Genomic DNA, 18780 nt, shown 5'->3' on the forward strand with positions numbered 1-18780 from the left:
CCTAGTTTTTCTGAGTCTTTAAATCAACAAGACGGCTGAGATATATCCGAGCTACACCTGTAACATCGTGAGTAATATAATGATGTACTACAAGACGCACGGGACGGTTTTTTCCATCAAAAGTAATACTTGTTAAGGGTACAGCGTGTCTGAGTCCTTGAGAACCATCAGAAAGTAAGGTAAAGCCTTCTCTCTCTTTTCCCTGCGTTCCATAAAGAATTTGGCTTTCTATAATTTTATCCTGTTCTGACTGAGCGATGAAACGCCCTTTCCACTTCCCTCCACTCTGCCAAAGAAAGACTTCACCATTTTCACCAAATACACGACATTGTTGCAATGTCAATAACCGCAGCTTGGGAAAATCAACATTAAAATCCGGTTTGTGAAATACCTTTTCAGCCGTTATCAACATTCCATTATCAAAACTGCCCCAAATTACCCCATCCTCAGCATGAGCTAACAAATAAGGTAGCTGATAAGACTTGGCTTGCTCCTCTAGCCAAATGTGCAAAGCATCGTCATCCGCAAATTCTTTAACTTCTCCCGAACAATCGATCGCATTCTTCATACCTCTACCTCCTTTTCTAAATGTGCCCACAATTCTTTAACAAATCCTTCTAGTTTATCTCTAACTGACTTTTCCGACTGAGTTGGGTTGAGTGAATCGAGAATTTTTAACTCATCATTTTCTTCATAAATTGTCCATTGTTGCGGATTGTCTGGATGATGCCAGATTAAGTCTCCCTTAATTCCTTTTAAACGCCCTCTGCCAATACTGCTTTCACCTCCTACAGGTAAATCGCTTGTCCACAAATCTTTCAACAATAGTAACAGCAATCCTATTTCATACTTTGCGGGCTTGCGTAACTCTAGCTCAACAGTGACAAGGGTTTTATCGCCACCAAATATAGGTTGTTCCTCAAATAGTGCGCCGTGATATGCACCTCCGGTAAAGCGATCGATCGCAATTCTAGTTTGTACTAAATCAGTTGCATTTTCAATGACTTTCTCGCGAACAACTAATCGGCTTGATTGTGCTTCCTTCCCCTCAACAAAACCAAATAACTCCTTCACAAGTGTGGAACTAGCGCCCAGCGTGTTAACAATTCGCTCGGCTCGATGGCGCAATACTCCTGCTAAACTCGTACCGGATAATACTGATTCTGGATTAGGTGAATTTGGTTGATGAGATTTCAAGTGTACGACATCGGGAGCTCGTCCCGTAGAATCTTGACCGGAACGGATGAGGAGAGAACCGACTAATTGGAATTGAGCGTGGATGACGAAGCGATCGCGCCGATCGCTCTCATTCTCTAATGATACTTCCAGCGCTGTCGCAATTGACGGATAAGTTGTGCGATCGGGCAATAAATCTGTGCGCCAATGTTCAAAATTTAACCAGGCAGTGCGATCGTCCGGATCTTCGAGGTTAAAGTTCCAAACTTGCCACTCTTTGACATGACAGCGACCAAAACCGCGCCGCTTTTTCATGCCGAGGCTGATTTCATGATTTTCTAAGCCGGAAAGTGCGATCGCTAGTCCTTTTAGTAAATCAGCTTCATTAGCTTCTCTCTCGACCAAGAGCTCAAAACTTAGAGGAAATTCTGTCCCAGCTTGCAGCAACTCTAAGTCATACTTAGCTTTATCTTCTGCAGTTCCTGTAGCCCCATTGATTTTTACTCCATCTCTGAGTTCAGCTTTGATTGGTTTAGTGCCGATCGCATCATCAATAATCAGAAGACTTTGAGAATCTTGTTCTCTTAACTTAATCTTTTCTTTTTCACTTTTACCCTTTTCATCTTTATAGGCAAAGAGGTCGCCAAATACTTTGGCTGCTAAGTCGTAGCGTCTGTCGCTTTCTTGATATCCCTTGTTTCGTTCCCGTAAATAGTTCCGTAAAGCACCTGCAATTGATGAACCTGTCAGCAAAGCATGGTTACTGATACTATCCCGAAGCAACGGCAAATCAGTTGGACTATCTGCATCACCACTTCCCAGACAGGTGGGTGTATCTAATACTAGAGTGCCGCGTACAATAATCCGTTTGATAATATGGCGATTTGACTTATGACGCAGTTCAGTCATTGTTTTTCTCCTTCATGGTCTTTTTTGCAACTGCCATAATTAAGCGGAGTGAATATTCGAGTGCTGTATAATTATCAAAACCTTGCGGTACACTAGCAATCCTCACTGTTGGCCGATCAGAAACCACTAAGTTTTTAGTGTGTGGATCGCTACGCCAAGAGTTATTAAGCCACCTATCTGGAAAATTCAGCCAATTATGAATTTTCTCATCCAGTCTTTCACCTGTGATTAGTCTGATACTCTCAAATTGTCTGCGAGCATTAGATGGCAAATTGCGTAGTAACTCACGAACAGGCTCAGCTAATTCTGTAATAGTCTTACGTTCAGCTTCCGGTTTGTCATTCTCGATATCAAGCTCAGACAATGCCTTTCTAGTTACAAGCATTAACCGAGAAAGTTGACTATTTGAAATTAGCTCTTTCTTTGTCAGTTCAATACTGCTAACTTCCTTTAACAACAGTTGATCGAGTTTGGTCCGTAGTATTCTAGTAGCTATATTGGTAGCAATTTTTAATGAGTCGGGTGATAATGATTCAGGTGTGTTAGCGGATTTGGGTTCTGACTGTGGCAGTCTTGCCTTGTATTCTGTATGTTCATCATTTAACCAGTTGGTGATAACTCGTCCAAAACCATCTACCCTCCTCTCTCCAATCCCTTGTTCCTCAAGTAGTTTAATTCTTTGCAAATCAAGGTTAACTTTGTGAAAAACAAAGACACTTCCTGCTGCAAAAGCTAAAGTTTGAGGTAAAGGTAGTCCCCATTTACGATTGAATCCTCCAACAATAAGACTGCTGGCATATATTCCCCCTTCTTGAAATTCAAGTTCTACATTTAGCGATGCTGAAAGTAGCTGACGTAATACTTCAGGCTCGGCTACTACTTGTCCCCATTCATTGCGTAGAATCATGTCACTGAGAAGCGTAATCGTTAAATTTTCGTTTTGTTCTATTCGCTCTTGAGTGGCCATTCCTACTTCATGGCAATCGTCATCGTTTGATATTAGCTCTATTGTGGTGTGACCGTAGCCTGCACTTTGGGAACCACCTAACCAGATATCCTTTGGTTGCAGTAAAGATTCAATGATGTCTTTATCGTCTTGAGAGTCGCATAAGACAACCGCTTGAAAACTCTGCCTTGCATCTATGGCATCGTAGCAAAATATAGCACCGTTAGCCTCTGTTCCCCTGCCTTTTTGGCGATCGCGCTGATTGTGAATATTGATCCGCCGCTTCACTCTGTACAGAATTATTTCATCATCCTCTACAGTACAGAAGTCTTCCTTTAAGAGTTTAGGCGATAAATCTTCCTCTCGTTCATCAACTGGAATTTGGCTAATAAAATCATATACAGTTTTATTTTCTGTTTCCGAAAATTCCACACCTTTATCTTTGTACCAGGAACGCGGTACAGGTAAAGTACGTTTGTGCTGACGAGCGATGGGATAGGCATTCAAATAACGAGTTTTCCCATCGTCAAAAAACAATCTGGTTACATCTGGGAAACTCTGATTATCTAGAATATCATCGGTTTCTCGCAGTCCATGACGCTTGAGATAGCGGCCAATCAGCACCCCGCGAATCATGCTGCCAGGAATATAGGGATACGATACATCACTGTTAGGATCTCCCTGTATGGATGTCGCTAGAATCGGTTGCTGAGTATGCAATAAAAACCTCACTGCTTTCATCTGATTCTCCCAAAACGCTCGATAAAATTCATATCTTTTGTAATCTCATTGGTAGAGTTGTGTAGGCTGCATTGTACGTGACCCCGACCTCGATTGCGTCCGCTTCCAATCCGTCGCAGTGCTAATGTACCCACTGCCATAAGCGCTAACATATCTTTATGGTCATCAGAACCTTTATTGAGTTCAGTTTCAAATAAAAGTTTTGATTCAAAAGGCAATTCTCGCAGAATTACACGAGCCGAGCGCAAGCTGTGTTCACTAGGTGCGCCATCTTCAGGATCGATCGCAGTCTGACGACGAATGGTAGTCAGAGATTCAAGAATATCTGTTGAAGTTATAGTAGGTTTGTATGTGGAGTCCCTTCGCTTTCTGTCTTGCTCTGCATCTAGCTGTGCTGCGATCGCCTTTCGTAAATCATCAGGTAAACAAGCATCTCCGACATGAATTTTTGCCTGAGTATCAAGGGTACTTCCCGGTATACCAAACAAACGATTGGCAACTTCTTGCCATTGCTGACGCTGATTCTCATCTGGTAACACAGTGATTAAGTTATCGCACTCCTCACTCAGCAAACCTTTAAGAGTGCGTCCCCGTAAATAGGGAAATCCATAGCGATCGTGTTCTACCTCTTGGTCAACTAAACCTGCCACTCCATCACCACGTCCAAAGGTCGTATCGCTCCAAAGTTTAATTTTTAGGGTGTAGGTACTCATCTGGTTATTTTTATAGAGATGTGTAAAAATCCATTGCTTCAATTGCATCAAAATAGCCACATATGTCTGTATACCAACCTTCTTTTGCAAGACTAGAATTGGCTTCGGGAAATATTGGTAGACTTTCTAAACTGTAAACTTGTCTAAATTGCTCTGTTGCTTTTTTTCCTTGTCGCAATACTTCGCGTAGCGCCATAACTTTATTGCGACGCTCCTTCCAGTCCTTATGTGTTAGAAAATCATTGACTACTTGGGAGAAACCAGCCCAAGTACGCCACTGATTTGGGCAAGGGTGCGATCGCATTGGTCGCATAGTCAACGATCCAGGTTTATCCCTTTCTGGAATTTGTACGCTGTACTCGCGATCGCGAATTTCACCAATACTTCCCAAAAGACCACTAGCTGCAATATGCCAATCAAGGGCAGAAAATAATGGTTTTTTATAATCATGTGTTTCTTTTTTCATCCACTGTTTAGCTTGACTGCATAATGATTCACTCAACGCATAAGCTCGTGAAAAAGGATAGTGAGTTTTAACAATAGCAATCCCTGCACAAGCTGTTGCTTTACCTTCTCCATCAGGTAAGTCCTGAGTAAATTCCTCAAATTTTTCTAAGAATTTAACTGCTAACGATAAACCTAATCGTCCATCACACACAAAAGTAACATCATCACCACCGTACACAATTGGGCGAAATGGTAAGTAGTTATCTTTAATCTCAAATTTCTCTTCATCAACTAACTTAATTACTGCACTACCCACTGCTTCCAATGCTCTGCGGCTAGCTTCACTAACTCCCCAGGAAAGCTTACGCATTGCAATAATAAACTTTTGGTTATCAGATTGGTTTTTTCCATAACGTTCAAATCGTTTACCCATCTGATTACCATCAATATGAACTACTGAAATATAGCTGCTTTCATTTTCTGAGCGTCCTAAATCGTCAACATCCAGAGGAATGTCATACTGTTCGTTACGCTTTCTAGGTTTGCGATCGTCAAATAGTATTTTTCTCAGTTCCCCGTTAGCTTCATTAACTTTATCCAGCTTTTTAACAACTTCTCTGGATATTGGTCTTGTAACTCCATCAATTTCTCTTGTTTCTACAGCGACTAATCCAGTTGAAACACAGCTAGCCGTCACTCCTAAACCCAATAAAGGAGCCGAAGGTCTTGGTTTTCTTTTTTGAATGTCTAGCTTGCCTTTGATTAGGTCATTTTCAATGACATCTTGTAACAACCTCTGATTCCAATCAAATGATTGATGGGCAATTTCAACATTAAGTCCTGGGGCTTTAAAAAGTATCTTTTTGCTCCAAGCTTCAGTAAACTTTCTGGCATAGTTTTCTTCCGTATCTCGGAATAATAAAAACGTATTGCCACCACCGGAGTAGATTAACTCAGCAATAATTTCAGGCTCTTCGTTAATGCGCGGTTCAGCTTGACTGGGATTGCGATCGGGAATGTAAACATTACCCATATCTGTCAAACATTCTTTCACCCAATCATCGGTCGCTAATTTCACCAAGTAAGAACCAGCAACATTTTCCTTCAGTCGGTTACTGCCGAAAATGTACTTCTGAATTCCAGTGGTATCAATTACTGTGGCAATATATTTACTCATTATTTATCTACCTCCTGAATCCAGGTTTTCAGTTTTTCTGATAGGTCTGCCAGGTCGCCTAAACCAAAAACATTCACCTTATCATCTTTAATTTGAGACATAAACCCTTGTTTGATTCTCTCAGGCCTGTCATAGCAGCAGACTAAAGCAACTCGTGCCTCATCTCCTCCCATCTGTCGCGCTCGACGATAAGCTTCAAATAGTTTTAACTTGCATAACCCAGGCTCAGTATCAGTCGTACAGGATAGTGCAAAAAGTTGATATCCCCGCAAAAAGGCAACATCGAATTCAAAATGACCAATATCAGCATTTTCGGGGAAATTGAATGACATTCCTACTTCATCTATTAACCTTTCCTCCTCTTTTTTTAGTTTTTCATCAATTTCTTTTTGCTCTTGTTGCTGAAGGTCTTTTAACTTTTGTAAAACATAATCTTCTAGCCAAACTCCCTCAAGCCATTTACAAATCTCTTTTGGATATCTGTTTGGTTGACTTGGTTTTGGTATTATGCTTGCTCTTTCTATTTTTGGGATAGATAAACATCCGTTATCATCAAGTAATTTTTTCTCTTCCATAAAATTAGTAATTTCTTGTGGCAACTCAAGAGTTGGTAAGGCTATTTTCCTAATTTCACCAGCATTTTTCCAGTCACCTAATTCAAAAACTTTTTCTATTTCATTATTGGTATTTTTGACCTCTCCTAGCTCTATCTTATTTCTGGCTTCTAAACGTAGTACCTTGCGACACCAATTTTGCCAATCAGATTTGTGCTTAACTATAGCTTCTACCAACTCAGGAAGTGTGACTTTAGTTTTTGGCGGTTTACTGAGGGTAAAGCCATGTAATTTGAAAAGCTTTTCTAACGAAAAATCAAGTTTGTCTTTAGGTATATCTAAAGGAATGGGATTAGTTGACTGGTCAATCAGCATCTTTAGATTACGAGAATCTAAATAACTGAATCTAGGTTCAGGGTTAAGCTTGTATGTAGGGTCTTCAAGACTGGGCTGAAGTAGCGCTTGATAAGCATGAACAGCCATTGCTTTTGTTCCGCCTGTGTAGTTCAGTCCAAACTGCTTTTTGTTTGCATTATCTGGGTTGTCTTGAATTTCCTTGATTTTGTCTCGAATCCTCTTTTTGATTTCGCAAGGATTGGATTCGTTGTTATCCAAAGGAAGCATTTCGTTGTCACTCAAGCCTAATGCGTCCTTAAGACGTTCGGCAGGTTTTTGGGTGTGTTCGGTGAAGACTAGATAGGCTTTACCGCCTTCTGCTACCAAGGTCTTCGCCGCTACATAATTTGGCAAAGGGTTCTCCCCAATTAGCAGAAACAGGTGGTCAACCTTGTACTTGTCTAACTCAGATGTACTCATAAAGCCTGTCTCTCCGTCTTTCTCAACTTTCACGCCGATTATTGCATCCTATCGGAAATACCCCCTTCCGATCGCTGTTACTCTAGAAAATACAACATAAATTCATCAACCGACAGTGAACGTAACTTTTCGCAATCCCCCACAACCCCGGCTGTTACAGGATTTAGCCAACGGAACCCTCGACCAAATTCAAAATCTCACCCGTGCCATCAGATTGTGGGTTTTGGTAAGTTGGCTGTACAGCGATGAGGGATATATTGCCCTTGACAATTCCTTTACCTATGCCGATTGGCGCGCCGCCTTCTTTGGGGAGAATTATAAGGATGAAAAGCAAGAAGATATTCTTAACTATCCGAACCCCCATTGTGCTTGCAACAAAACAACGGAACAGTGGTTGACAAAATGGAATGTATCTGTAACTGAGTGGCGACAGTCTTTGCAAAAGCAAATATCTATTGCCGATACTGATTTAGACGAGTTATTGGAAGAAAGGTTATTTGCTCAAGTTCGCAAATCCCTTCAAAGTGATTTCGATTTATTGGTGAGTCGCCATTGCTTGGAACGGGTTGCTGATGTTGCTGGTAGGAGCAAGCAATATCGCCGGGTGGAAAAAAAACCGTCAATTTACAGTCAAACAGAAAACTCTCCCCTCGATCGCCATTTAACTCCAAAAGCTCAAGCTTATGTAGCTAGCGCATTGGGTAGGTTTAGTTTTCTCGATCCTAGTTTCCCCGTGTTAGCCGAACAAATTTCAGAAGAGGAACTAGATGAAGATAATAATCGCGTGTTTTTATACGTGGATTATGTAGTCCCAGAATCTAGTCCTATGGAAGATACTGTAGATCAAATTCAGAGCGAATTGCAAGAAATTTGGGACTCGGGACAAATTCCCCCTTTACTCCTCACCTATCACAGCGCTCATCAAAATCTGATTAAGGAATGCGTTGTTTACCCGGTTTGCATTTACTTTATGGAATATGCCAAATACCTCTGTGCCTATGGCAGCACCCCTAGAGGTGAAATCAATTGGTATAAATATCGCCTCGATCGCATTATTTCTAAACGTCTAGAACCTCTCAATTGGCAAGACACCCGCGTCCCTCAATTATTAAGAGAGCAATACGCAGTAAATTGCTTACCAACCCCTCAAACAGTCAACGCGATGTTAAAACAAGCTTGGGGTTGCGACTTTTATAAAGAAATCGGGGTGATGGTATTGCGGTTCGATCGCGATTTTCATCAAAGTTATATGCAGGGAATCAGCATTCACCATACCTTTAGCGCCATAGACTGCGATCGCGCTGCCACATTAATCACACAATACACTCCCAAACCAGAAAATCGACAGATTCTTTTAGATATACTTCAGTCTCGTCCTACCACGGATATTTACTACGAACTCAAGTACCGACTTACAGACTACTATGTCGTCAGATGGTTGAGAGCGTTGGGTTCAAAAGTTGAAGTTTTACTACCTTGGGATTTGCGGCAAGAAATGGCTCTAGAAAGTCAAAATACTTGGAATTTGTATAAATAGGAAAATACCACAAATTGGGCGTAAGGGGCGATCGCCCTTGACGGAACGGCAGAAGTGAAGGGCGATCGCCCGTTTGAGAAAGTTTGGGTTAATTAGGGCGATCGCTCCCAAAAAGTACCAAAGTTTACAACGTTCAGAGTTTAAACTCTGAGCCTTACGATTTATATTACACTATATATTACAGTCGTCATAACAAGCTCGATTGGCGATCGCACTCCAACAACTTTTCATATGCAAACCACTCCCAATCAGGTTTAACAGCCCCCAGATTGCCTCAATAATTGGTAATTATTCAACCTGCAATTCCATCTAATTTCCTATTGTCACCTAAATTTTCCCGAAAATCGCCAGCCCGAAAAATAATCGCCCAAATCCCGAAAAAACCAGCAACTCTCGCAACTCTCACAACTCCCCCAACACTCACCACCAAAGATTTTTCTGAGGCGACTTGCTCTGCATCTACCCAAGATGACAGCAAATAAGGTAAAGTAAACGGCACAAGAGTCTAGAACTCTCCAACTGCCGCAACTCGGCAAACCCGCCCTTGACCGGCAAAACTGGCCAGTACAGGCGGCATTAACCGCAAACCGTCAACCCATAACAACCGAGAAAAATGCAAACCTACTACTACGTTTTAGCCAGCCAACGCTTTTTGCTAGAAGAAGAAGCCCTAGATGAAGTGTTTAAAGAAAGAACTCGCAACTACAACGAACAAGAAAAACAAATAGACTTCTGGTTGGTCAAGCAGCCGGCTTTCCTAGAAGCACCGACAATGGCAGAAGTTAAAGCAAAATGCCCTCAGCCAGCCGCCGCTATTATTTCTACCGATCCTGTCTTCATCACCTGGTTGAAACTGCGATTAGAATATGTACTGACAGGTGAATTTCAAGCACCATCACCAACTATTCCTGATGCCCTCGCATCCCTACAGACAGCATGAATAAAAGACCAAAATATCCGACAAAACAACTAACAACAATTAGGGGTAAATTGTACAAATTTATTTTGTCTCTCCCCCTATTTTCTGCTACTTCGATCGCCCTTTTAGTCTTGACAATTTTATCGAGTTCTGTTAAAGCTCAGTCGAGCTGCCAACCGCCGCAGCCCGATGAATATCTACTGTTAATTGTCACCAGAACACCCGAACAGCAAGAAAGAGCAAAACGCTCTTTCCCTGGAAATACTAACAACACAGTTTGTCGGTACATCAATGACACGGTGACGCGAGTTGGTGGCTTTCGCGACTCGCAAATCGCCAGCGATTGGGTTAAATACATCGAAGATGTTGTCGGATTGCAAGCTTACGTAGTACGATCGCCCGCAGCGGCACTACCCCAAAATTTGCCAGTCTACAACCCTCAGCCAGCACCAGGTTTTGAACCAACCACCAATCCTGCAACCGGAAATCTTGACTTTAATCCCCAACCCCTGGGCCCTGGTTATGCAGTGTTAGTAGATTACTTCAACCAACCGGAATTAGCCTCGCAAGTCAGGCAAGCATTAGGCACGCAAGTAGGCTTAGCTTCCTACGGCCAGCGTCCCTTTTTATTCGTCGCTTATACAACGGATCAAAACGCCGCTACTGCAGCAGTAAAAGCATTGAGCGATCGAGGTTTTTGGCCGATGTTAGTAGACAGCCGCCGAGTTACCGTAATTGCTCCCGCTGTTCGCTAAAAGTTAAGATTAAAAAAATTCGATCCCCCCAGCCCCCTTAAAAAGGGGGAGCAAGAATTCAAAGTCCCCCTTTTTAAGGGGGATTTAGGGGGATCGGAATATATACAACTTCACATTTTAAATTGGTATTAATAATTATTGTGGTTTGGGCTGTGGCTGAATGGTTCCTAGCTGACTTTCTGCCCGCTTTTTTGCTTCCATTGCAGCGGAGTAATCGGGTTTGTAGCGAATTGCTTTGTCATAGGAGGCGATAGCATCTTCGTATCTTTTTACCGCCATCAGTGCATTGCCGCGGCTGTACCAGGCTTCCGAGTAGTCAGGCCTGACATAGACGGCTTCATTGTAAGAGACTAGCGCATCTTCGTACCGCTTTAAATTGGACTGAGCATTTCCTCTATTGTACCACGCTTGATATTCTTTCGGGTTTAAATCTAAGGCTCTGCTGTAACACTCAATTGCTTGTTCGTACCTGCGTAATTCGTGGTACGACCAGCCTAAATTGTACCAGGCTTGATAATAATCAGGTTTTAATTTGACAGCTTTTTCGTAAGCTTCTACCGCTTGTTCATGCCTCCGCATTTTCAGCAAAGCGATGCCTTTACTGTACCACCCTTGATAAAAAATTGGCTGAAACCGAACAGCTTTTTCGTAGGCTTCAAAAGCTTCTTGGTTTTTGTTTAATTCTAGGAAAACATTGCCTAAATTGTACCAAGCTTCATAATTATCGAATTTGATTTCAAGTGCTTTTTGATAGGATTCTACGGCTCGATCGTACTGTTTTAATTTTTGGTAAGCTTGTCCCCGGTTGTACCAAGCACGGTACAAATTGGACTGAAATTGTACAGCTTTTTCGTAGGATGCGATCGCCTCTTCGTACCGCTGCGAATCTAACAAAGTATCGCCTCTGCCTTCCCAGGCTTCGGCATAGTCGGGCTGGATTTTCAAAGCGTTATCAAAAGATGCGATCGCCTCTTGAGACTGTTGCAACTTATCCAAAGCATAACCGCGTCCCGTCCAAGCTTCTAAGTATTCTGGCTTTAATTCTATGGCTCGATCGTAAGCTGCCTGCGATTCTCGGTATTTTTTCAATTCGTACAAAGTTTTAGCTTTTTCCTGCCAAACTTCCGCGTAGTCCGGCTTGAGAGTTATTGCTCGCTCGTAAGCGGCCAGAGCTTCTTCAAATCGGCTTAAATTGTAAAGAGTATTGCCTCGGTTGTACAAATCAGTTGCATTGGCAGAATTAAAAGTATTTACACCATAAATTGATGCTATAATACTGATGCCAATTAAACTGGCGATCGACAATATTTTAAAATACAGTTTTTTTCTGGATTTTAGAGGCTTATTCGCAGCAGCAACCGGAGGCAATACAGGAACTGTACCGCTGAAAGAATTTTTCAATTCTTTAATAGCTTGCAGCGTTTCGCCGGCACTAGAATAACGCTGCCGAAAATCGTACTTTACCATCTTATCTAAAATAGTCGCAAATTCAGGACTGACTGAGGTTTTGTCCTGCCAAATAATTTCCTCTGTATCGGGGTTTCTTGGCATTTGGTGAGGATTTATGCCAGTGAGGAACTGAATTGCGATCGCACCTGCAGCATAGATATCGCTGCTGAGTTTCGGGTTGCCGTGAGCTTGTTCGCTGGGCATATAACCGGGAGTACCGATACTGACACTCAAGCTATTCTTGGGCTGAGGATTGGTGATTTGAGTAGTAATTTCTTTGACTGCGCCGAAGTCAATTAAAACTAATTTTCCGTCTCTATCTCTGCGGAGGATATTGCGGGGATTGACATCGCGGTGAATCACATTTTGCTGGTGTACGAAATCTAAAATTTCGAGAATTTCCTCCAATATACAAATAACTTCATCTTCTTTCATACCTCCCGAATTTCCAGGATAACCCCCCCCAGCCCCCCCTTGGTAAGGGGGGGAACCAAGTCCAGCCCCCCCTTGGTAAGGGGGGGTTTGGGGGGGTATAATTTCGTGGCTTAAATCGTGCCCTTCTATAAATTCTTGAACGAGATAAAACTCTTGATTTTCTTCAAAATAAGCAAAAAGTCGGGGAATGCGATCGTGATTTCCCAACTTGTACAAAACTTGTGCTTCGGTATCGAATAAACGTCTAGCTACCTGTAGAGTTTCGGGATTTGTTGCTTGAGGTTTAAGCTGCTTGACGACGCAGAGGTGATTGCCTGGTAGCTGCTTATCTTCAGCTAAGTAAGTTTGAGCAAATCCGCCGCCTCCCAAGTGACGGATAATACTGTAGCGACTGCTGAGTGTGATTCCAAGCATGAGATTTACCTAATATTCCTAGTCTTTTGGAGAATTAGCTTCCAACCAAGCTGTTAAATCTTCGGCATTATAAAAATCTAACATGGCTTCTGCAAGATTCTCTAATTTGTCGATCGGCAATCTGCTAATTTTGGTTTGACTGTCGAGGTCTAGTTGACCTAAACAGCGACTCAGCAAACGCATAATTAACTTTACTTGTCCTTGTTGCTGGCCTTTTTGTTTTGCTTCTTCTTGCCCTTTTTTTCGACCTTCTTTTAGGGCTTCCTCAACCAAAGTTTGCATATCTTGCACAAAAAACTCTTGCTTCTGTAACGTATCAGATTCCTGAAAATTTAAATTACCCTCATGAGCCATTTCAAAAGCTATCTGAATTTGCGGAACTTCACTCATTTGTGCTGGAATTTCTTCTAAAATACCGCAATGTTTGAGAAAGTAAATCCACTTATCTTGAATCGTTGTCAGTTGCTCCAATTTCTTATTGAATTTTGGCAATTCCACAAAAATCAACTCAATCTGATTGTATGGATAATCAAACAGGTGAGTTTTTTCTTTGAAAACAAATCGTGAAGTAACATCTTGACAATTCTCAAACATTTCAAAGTCCGCTATCATCAAAGAAATTATAGGTTGAAATCCCTTGTACAATTCTCCCATCATTAATTGAGTTCCATAAGTCTTTGCACTATTGTACAAAACTAGCTTAGCCAATGTCTGCACGTATAGAACTTGGATTTCAATAATTATAGACGTGCCGTTGTTAAGTTTTGCTAGAATATCTAAGTAGCTATCTTTGGCTCCGAGTATTTTGAGGACAACATAAGGGTCTACGATCTCTCAACTTTCAATTATGGGTTGCCCTTCATAGAGCATAGCATTCAAAAAACTAATCAGAAGATCCGTATTTTTGGTGGAACCAAATATTTTATTGAATGCAAATCTAATTTTAGGATTGATAAATCTCATGTTATTTTTCTTCCTTCAAATGCGTAAGGTGCACAGCGCGCACCTTACTTTGATTTTACTTTAAACGGATTTCAAAATCTCGTCATCGACTGAAAAATCTATCTCGGCTTTGTCCCGCCCCGAAACTACATAATCATTCTGGAATGAATCTTTCAAACCAGAAAATAAGTCAAATTCCGGCTGCCAGTTAAGATCGGTGACAGCTTTATTTACTGAAGCAAAAAAGTGCTGCAATCTCATCGGAAAAGCTTTCTTTTTGCCGAAGTCAAATTGTTTCGGATCGTAGTGTACAATCTTAATAGCATCAGGGGATTTGCCTGCCGCTTGAATGCAGGCGCGGGCTAAACCGTCAAAGGTGACAAATCGATCGCCCGAAACGTTGTAAATTTGCCCGATCGCCCTTTCGTTGCCCAAAACCGCCGCCATAGCCCTAGCCAAATCCTGACAGTGCCCCAACTGCGTGAAGTGCATTCCGTTACCGGGAATCGGAATCGGTCGATCGCGCGCAATGCGATCGAAAAACCAAGCCTCTAAATCGTTATAATTTTGGGGGCCGTAAATGTAAGTCGGGCGAATCGAAGTCCAAGGCAAACCGGACTCGGCCAAGTAATTTTCGGTTTCGCATTTACCCAAATGCCGGCTTTTAGGATCGGTAGCGTCCCCTTCAATATGAGGCATTTGATCCGACTTCAAATAAACCCCCGCAGAGCTCATGTAAACAAAGTGCTGCACCCGCCCTTTAAATATTTCAGCTAAAGGCTTTGTATCGCTGAGTTCGCGGCCGTTGTTGTCAAAAACAGCGTCAAACTCGACCGTCGATAACTTTTCTTTTAGTTGTTCGACATTTGTGCGATCGCCCTGAATCTGTTTCACGCCCGAAACCGGTACAGGCTTGTTGCCCCGGTTAAACAACACCACTTCATGCCCTTGTGCTGCTAAAATCTTAGTAAGATAAACCCCAATAAACCGAGTACCGCCCATCATTAAAATTCGCATTAATTTCGATGCTCCTTACAGTTAGTGTAAATATCTTACAATAAAGTTATGCCCTAGCTTTACTCAAATAGCAATTACGCGTAAACACCAGAGAAACCGGGTTTTTCACCAGTATCAAAGACTCAAATCCAGTATTTTCGTAAAAAACCCGGTTTCTGCCGACCGGACGATCGAATTGTGCGTGAAGCGAAGCTATCCCGCAGGGAATCGCTCAAAATAAACATACTTTCAATTCGCCTAAAATAGACCTATGCAAGTTCCCCGGCTGCATCCAGAAACAATCGAAGAAGTCAAACAAAGAGCAGACATAGTAGACGTTATTTCCGGTCGCGTCGTCTTGCGGAAACGCGGCAAAGAATTCGTAGGTTTGTGTCCCTTCCACGACGAAAAATCTCCCAGCTTTACTGTCAGTCCCGGCAAACAAATGTATTATTGTTTCGGCTGCGGTGCAGGTGGCAACGCTTTTAAGTTTCTCATGGAATTGGAGAAACGCCCTTTCAGCGAAGTAGTATTAGAACTAGCTAAAAATTATCAAGTCCCCGTCAAAACAGTCGAACCAGAACACCGACAAGAATTGCAGCGGCAAATTTCTCTGCGGGAACAACTCTATGAAATCTCAGCACTAACAGCCAACTTTTACGAACACGCTTTGCGACAAACCCAGGGAGAAGAAGCCTTAGCATATCTCAAATCAGAACGCAAGCTAACCGAAGAAACTATCCAACAATTTCAATTAGGTTATGCACCCCAAGGTTGGGAAGCACTTTACAGTTATTTAGTAGAACAGAAAAACTATCCGGCGCCATTAGTAGAACAAGCAGGATTAATTGTACCCCGAAAAAATGGCGGCAGCGGTTATTACGATCGCTTCCGCAATCGCATTATGATTCCCATACGCGACACCCAAGGCAGAGTCATCGGTTTCGGCGGCAGAGCTCTCGGCGACGAACAGCCGAAATACCTCAATTCTCCCGAAACAGAACTGTTCGACAAAGGCAAAACTTTATTCGCCTTAGATACAGCAAAAACAGCCATTAGCAAAGCCGATCGCGCAGTGGTTGTAGAGGGGTACTTTGATGCGATCGCACTTCAGGCAGCCGGCATCTCCAACGCCGTCGCTTCCCTAGGCACAGCCTTAAGTTTAAACCAAGTGCGCCAGTTATTGCGCTACACTGACTCCAAACAAATTATCCTCAACTTCGACGCCGACAAAGCAGGAACTCAAGCAGCAGAACGCGCGATTGGAGAAATAGAAAAACTCGCTTATCAAGGAGAAGTGCAACTGCGCGTACTCAACATTCCCGACGGCAAAGATGCCGACGAATACCTCAAAACTTACTCGCCAGAACAATATCGAGAATTGCTCGAAAATGCTCCGTTGTGGATCGACTGGCAACTGCAACAAATGCTCGTCAATCAAGATTTGAACCAAGCAGATACTTCCCAGCAAGTCACCAAAAAGATTATCAAATTATTAACTAACATCACTGACGACAATCAGCTAGCACATTATTTGCAAAAAAGCGCAGAAATTCTCAGCAAAGGAGATTTTCGACTCACAAAAATGCTCGCTGAAAACTTGCTCAATCAAGTAGTCAGCGATTGGGCAAAGCGGCAGAGTCAAGACGAATCTTTGACAATGCCCCTGTTAATTAGAAACAAACTGAAGCCGAACAAACAATATAAAAAGCAGCGTGCAAGCGGCGAAAACAAAAACTCAAAATCAAGCTTATCTGCCGTAGCCCGCAGTCTTTTAGAAGAAGCAGAAGCGCAATTATTGCAGATTTATTTGCACTGTCCCGAATACCGCCAAGATGTCAGAGAAGCAATAGAAGCTAGAGACGTGCAGTTTAGCCTTTCTCACCACAGATTTTTGTGGCACCAGATTGTGAATGCAGAAATATTGCACAAAATGTCTTTACAAGTAGCGCCTTCTGAGTTAATATTAAAATTGCAAGATAGCTTCATTGAATATCCCCATCAACTCAATCAAATCTCGCATTTATTTCACTTAAACGAGTTCTCAGAAAGAAACGTTTATCGCGCACCTCTAGTAATTAGATCGGCCCTCGCCTGTATCGAGCAAATTATCAGCATGAAGCGCCGCCGAATTGCACTCAATATGTGGGAAAAAGCAAAGGCAGCTAGCAGTGGCGAAGAAGCTATAGAATATCACCAACTATTCTGTGCCGAACAAGAATGGCTCAAGGAATTAGAGCGGCTGCGTCAAGTTAATTTTTACGATTTAACCTCCGTGCCTTGGGGCTAATATCATTTTAGATCGTATCATGTCCGGTGGAGCGATCGCAATTTTTGTAAGGGCGGGTTCACCAACCATATCGGCTAATAATTGACAAGCTCAAAAACCCGCCCCGGCCGGGATATTCTTGTTAATTGATCGGACATGATATCAACACCTGACACAGGGTGGAGAAAAAAACAATTCTTGTCTTTCTTGTCTAACCAGGTTTTTTATAAATGGTATCAGGTGCGTCGCCATGAGATTATTCATTTAATTCAGAAATTTTCGATGGCGACACACCCTACAAATTACCAGCCAGGTTCGTCGTGAGGATTGAGCGTTCTTTTTACAATAAATTAATAATCGCAAAAAAGAGTTTCGCGAGTATCTCTACCCGTCACCGGATTAGTACCTTTTGCCACTTTACAAAGTTTTTCTATCATATCGTCTCGCAGCAGTGTCTCAGTAAAATCTGCACCGTCAATGATAGCTCCTTCCAGCCTGGTATTGTAAGCGAAAGCACCCTCAAGGATAGCATTAGTTAAATTTGCTTTCATCATGCGAGCTAAATCTAAAGTAGCACCTGTGAAATTAGCGCCTTCTAAATTTGCTTCTTCCATATTGGCCGCAAAAAAGCTGACGCCCCGCAAATCTGCATTGGTAAAATTGCTGTTGCGAAGATTGGCTTTATTAAAGCTGTCGTCAGTCAGAACTTGGCCAGTAAAATCAGCGCCGACTAGGATTTCTTTGTCGTGATCCAAAGCGAAAGCAGGTGCGGGATTAATGCCGATCGCCCCAGCGGCAATTACTGCTAAAATAACAAAACTCAGCAAGAAAGTATAAATATGTTGGCGAATTCGAGAAATCATCATACAAGTTCAAGCTAATGGGCAGTCGTGACAGTTCAGAATTGAATTCTACCAGAAAGCGCGTCAAGCGTAGCTATCCCCTGGGGAATCGCCCGCTTCCCACCGCTGACTCCAATTCCCCCCAATCCCCAAACTCTAGGGATATCGGCACATTGGGAGAAAACTTAGTCGCCGAGTGGTTGCAGCAGCAAGGTTGGGAAATCCTGCACCGCCAGTGGCACTGTCGCTGGGGAGAGATTGACATCATCGCACTCGGAAGAGATGAAGAAAGCGAAATCAACAGAGGTAACGAAAATTCCCCATTCCCCATTCCCCATTCCCAAACATTAGCATTTGTAGAGGTAAAAACTCGCCGCCGGGGAAATTGGGATGCTGGTGGAATGCTAGCTGTTAGCACAACAAAACAAGCCAAACTTTGGCAGACAGCCGAAATATTTTTAAGCACTCACCCAGATTTAGCAAATAATTCTTGTCGCTTTGATGTCGCCTTAGTCAGGTGCGAACCTTCACAACAAAACACTAAGCGAATATTACCGCCATTAACCGCAGCGAACTCTCAATCCGCCGTTGCCGGAAACTACCGACTCACCCTGCAAGAATACATTCGCTCGGCTTTTAGCAATTAAAAATATATACAGCATATTCCAGCTTCATGAAGTACAGTAGCAGCTATATTATGTGGTGTTAATCTGTAGGGTGCGTCGCAGCTTCATATTTGATAA

The 18780-nt window shown here is 42.5% G+C and carries 15 protein-coding genes and 1 pseudogene; 5 read left to right on the forward strand and 11 right to left on the reverse strand.

From position 1 onward, the window contains the following. Position 1 precedes the first annotated feature (1 nt). The 6 genes from csx19 to QUA50_RS14725 are packed head-to-tail and all read right to left on the reverse strand — an operon-like array spanning position 2 to position 7512. Positions 2 to 568 carry a type III-D CRISPR-associated protein Csx19 gene (csx19, locus tag QUA50_RS14700; protein WP_333264813.1) on the reverse strand — a complete coding sequence of 189 codons (567 nt, stop codon included), beginning with the start codon at positions 566 to 568 and terminating at the stop codon, positions 2 to 4. Next, positions 565 to 2085, reverse strand: coding sequence for an RAMP superfamily CRISPR-associated protein (locus QUA50_RS14705; RefSeq protein ID WP_333264812.1), 1521 nt, complete (start codon positions 2083 to 2085; stop codon positions 565 to 567). Before QUA50_RS14705 ends, csx19 begins: the two co-directional genes overlap by 4 nt. After that, entirely contained in the window at positions 2078 to 3772 is a 1695-nt protein-coding gene (locus QUA50_RS14710; protein ID WP_333264811.1) for an RAMP superfamily CRISPR-associated protein, read from the reverse strand. Before QUA50_RS14710 ends, QUA50_RS14705 begins: the two co-directional genes overlap by 8 nt. Further along, positions 3769 to 4485: an RAMP superfamily CRISPR-associated protein gene (locus tag QUA50_RS14715; protein ID WP_333264810.1), complete on the reverse strand. Its 717-nt coding sequence runs from the start codon at positions 4483 to 4485 to the stop codon at positions 3769 to 3771. Before QUA50_RS14715 ends, QUA50_RS14710 begins: the two co-directional genes overlap by 4 nt. A 10-nt stretch (positions 4486 to 4495) precedes the next feature. After that, complete coding sequence (locus QUA50_RS14720) at positions 4496 to 6109, reverse strand: Cas10/Cmr2 second palm domain-containing protein (protein WP_333264809.1); 1614 nt, start codon at positions 6107 to 6109, stop codon at positions 4496 to 4498. After that, positions 6109 to 7512, reverse strand: coding sequence for a hypothetical protein (locus QUA50_RS14725; protein WP_333264808.1), 1404 nt, complete (start codon positions 7510 to 7512; stop codon positions 6109 to 6111). The genes QUA50_RS14720 and QUA50_RS14725 overlap by 1 nt, the downstream gene beginning before the upstream one ends. Positions 7513 to 7594: 82 nt before the next feature. Here QUA50_RS14725 and QUA50_RS14730 point away from each other — a divergent pair, with 82 nt between their 5' ends. Continuing rightward, positions 7595 to 9016: a TIGR03985 family CRISPR-associated protein gene (locus tag QUA50_RS14730; RefSeq protein ID WP_333264807.1), complete on the forward strand. Its 1422-nt coding sequence runs from the start codon at positions 7595 to 7597 to the stop codon at positions 9014 to 9016. Positions 9017 to 9308: 292 nt separating this feature from the next. On the opposite strand, the gene QUA50_RS14735 is transcribed toward QUA50_RS14730, so the two are convergent. Further along, positions 9309 to 9515, reverse strand: coding sequence for a hypothetical protein (locus QUA50_RS14735; RefSeq protein ID WP_333264806.1), 207 nt, complete (start codon positions 9513 to 9515; stop codon positions 9309 to 9311). A gap of 114 nt (positions 9516 to 9629) precedes the next feature. Here QUA50_RS14735 and QUA50_RS14740 point away from each other — a divergent pair, with 114 nt between their 5' ends. Further along, positions 9630 to 9956, forward strand: coding sequence for an MgPME-cyclase complex family protein (locus QUA50_RS14740; protein WP_172192102.1), 327 nt, complete (start codon positions 9630 to 9632; stop codon positions 9954 to 9956). After that, on the forward strand, positions 9953 to 10690 hold the full coding sequence (locus QUA50_RS14745) for a hypothetical protein (RefSeq protein WP_333264805.1): 738 nt from the start codon (positions 9953 to 9955) through the stop codon (positions 10688 to 10690). Before QUA50_RS14740 ends, QUA50_RS14745 begins: the two co-directional genes overlap by 4 nt. A gap of 135 nt (positions 10691 to 10825) precedes the next feature. On the opposite strand, the gene QUA50_RS14750 is transcribed toward QUA50_RS14745, so the two are convergent. The 3 genes and pseudogenes from QUA50_RS14750 to QUA50_RS14760 all read right to left on the reverse strand — a co-directional run bounded on the left by QUA50_RS14750 (position 10826) and on the right by QUA50_RS14760 (position 14947). Beyond that, a complete protein-coding gene (locus QUA50_RS14750) occupies positions 10826 to 12988 on the reverse strand; it encodes a tetratricopeptide repeat protein (RefSeq protein WP_333264804.1) in 2163 nt (720 codons plus the stop codon). Between the two features lie 18 nt (positions 12989 to 13006). After that, a pseudogene (locus QUA50_RS14755) lies at positions 13007 to 13951 on the reverse strand (Rpn family recombination-promoting nuclease/putative transposase). A gap of 60 nt (positions 13952 to 14011) precedes the next feature. Next, positions 14012 to 14947 (reverse strand): NAD-dependent epimerase/dehydratase family protein, encoded by a 936-nt coding sequence (locus tag QUA50_RS14760; protein WP_333264803.1) that lies wholly within the window; start codon positions 14945 to 14947, stop codon positions 14012 to 14014. 250 nt (positions 14948 to 15197) lie between these two features. Between QUA50_RS14760 and dnaG the strand changes: the two genes are divergently transcribed. Further along, positions 15198 to 17216, forward strand: coding sequence for a DNA primase (dnaG, locus tag QUA50_RS14765; protein WP_333264802.1), 2019 nt, complete (start codon positions 15198 to 15200; stop codon positions 17214 to 17216). 329 nt (positions 17217 to 17545) lie between these two features. Here the strand turns inward: dnaG and QUA50_RS14770 are convergent, their stop codons facing one another. After that, a complete protein-coding gene (locus QUA50_RS14770) occupies positions 17546 to 18061 on the reverse strand; it encodes a pentapeptide repeat-containing protein (RefSeq protein WP_333042425.1) in 516 nt (171 codons plus the stop codon). 14 nt (positions 18062 to 18075) lie between these two features. Between QUA50_RS14770 and QUA50_RS14775 the strand changes: the two genes are divergently transcribed. Continuing rightward, positions 18076 to 18684 (forward strand): YraN family protein, encoded by a 609-nt coding sequence (locus QUA50_RS14775; RefSeq protein WP_333264801.1) that lies wholly within the window; start codon positions 18076 to 18078, stop codon positions 18682 to 18684. Positions 18685 to 18780: the final 96 nt, after the last annotated feature.

Origin of the sequence: Microcoleus sp. M2_D5 (assembly GCF_036701935.1) — a bacterium.
Lineage (GTDB): Bacteria > Cyanobacteriota > Cyanobacteriia > Cyanobacteriales > Microcoleaceae > Microcoleus.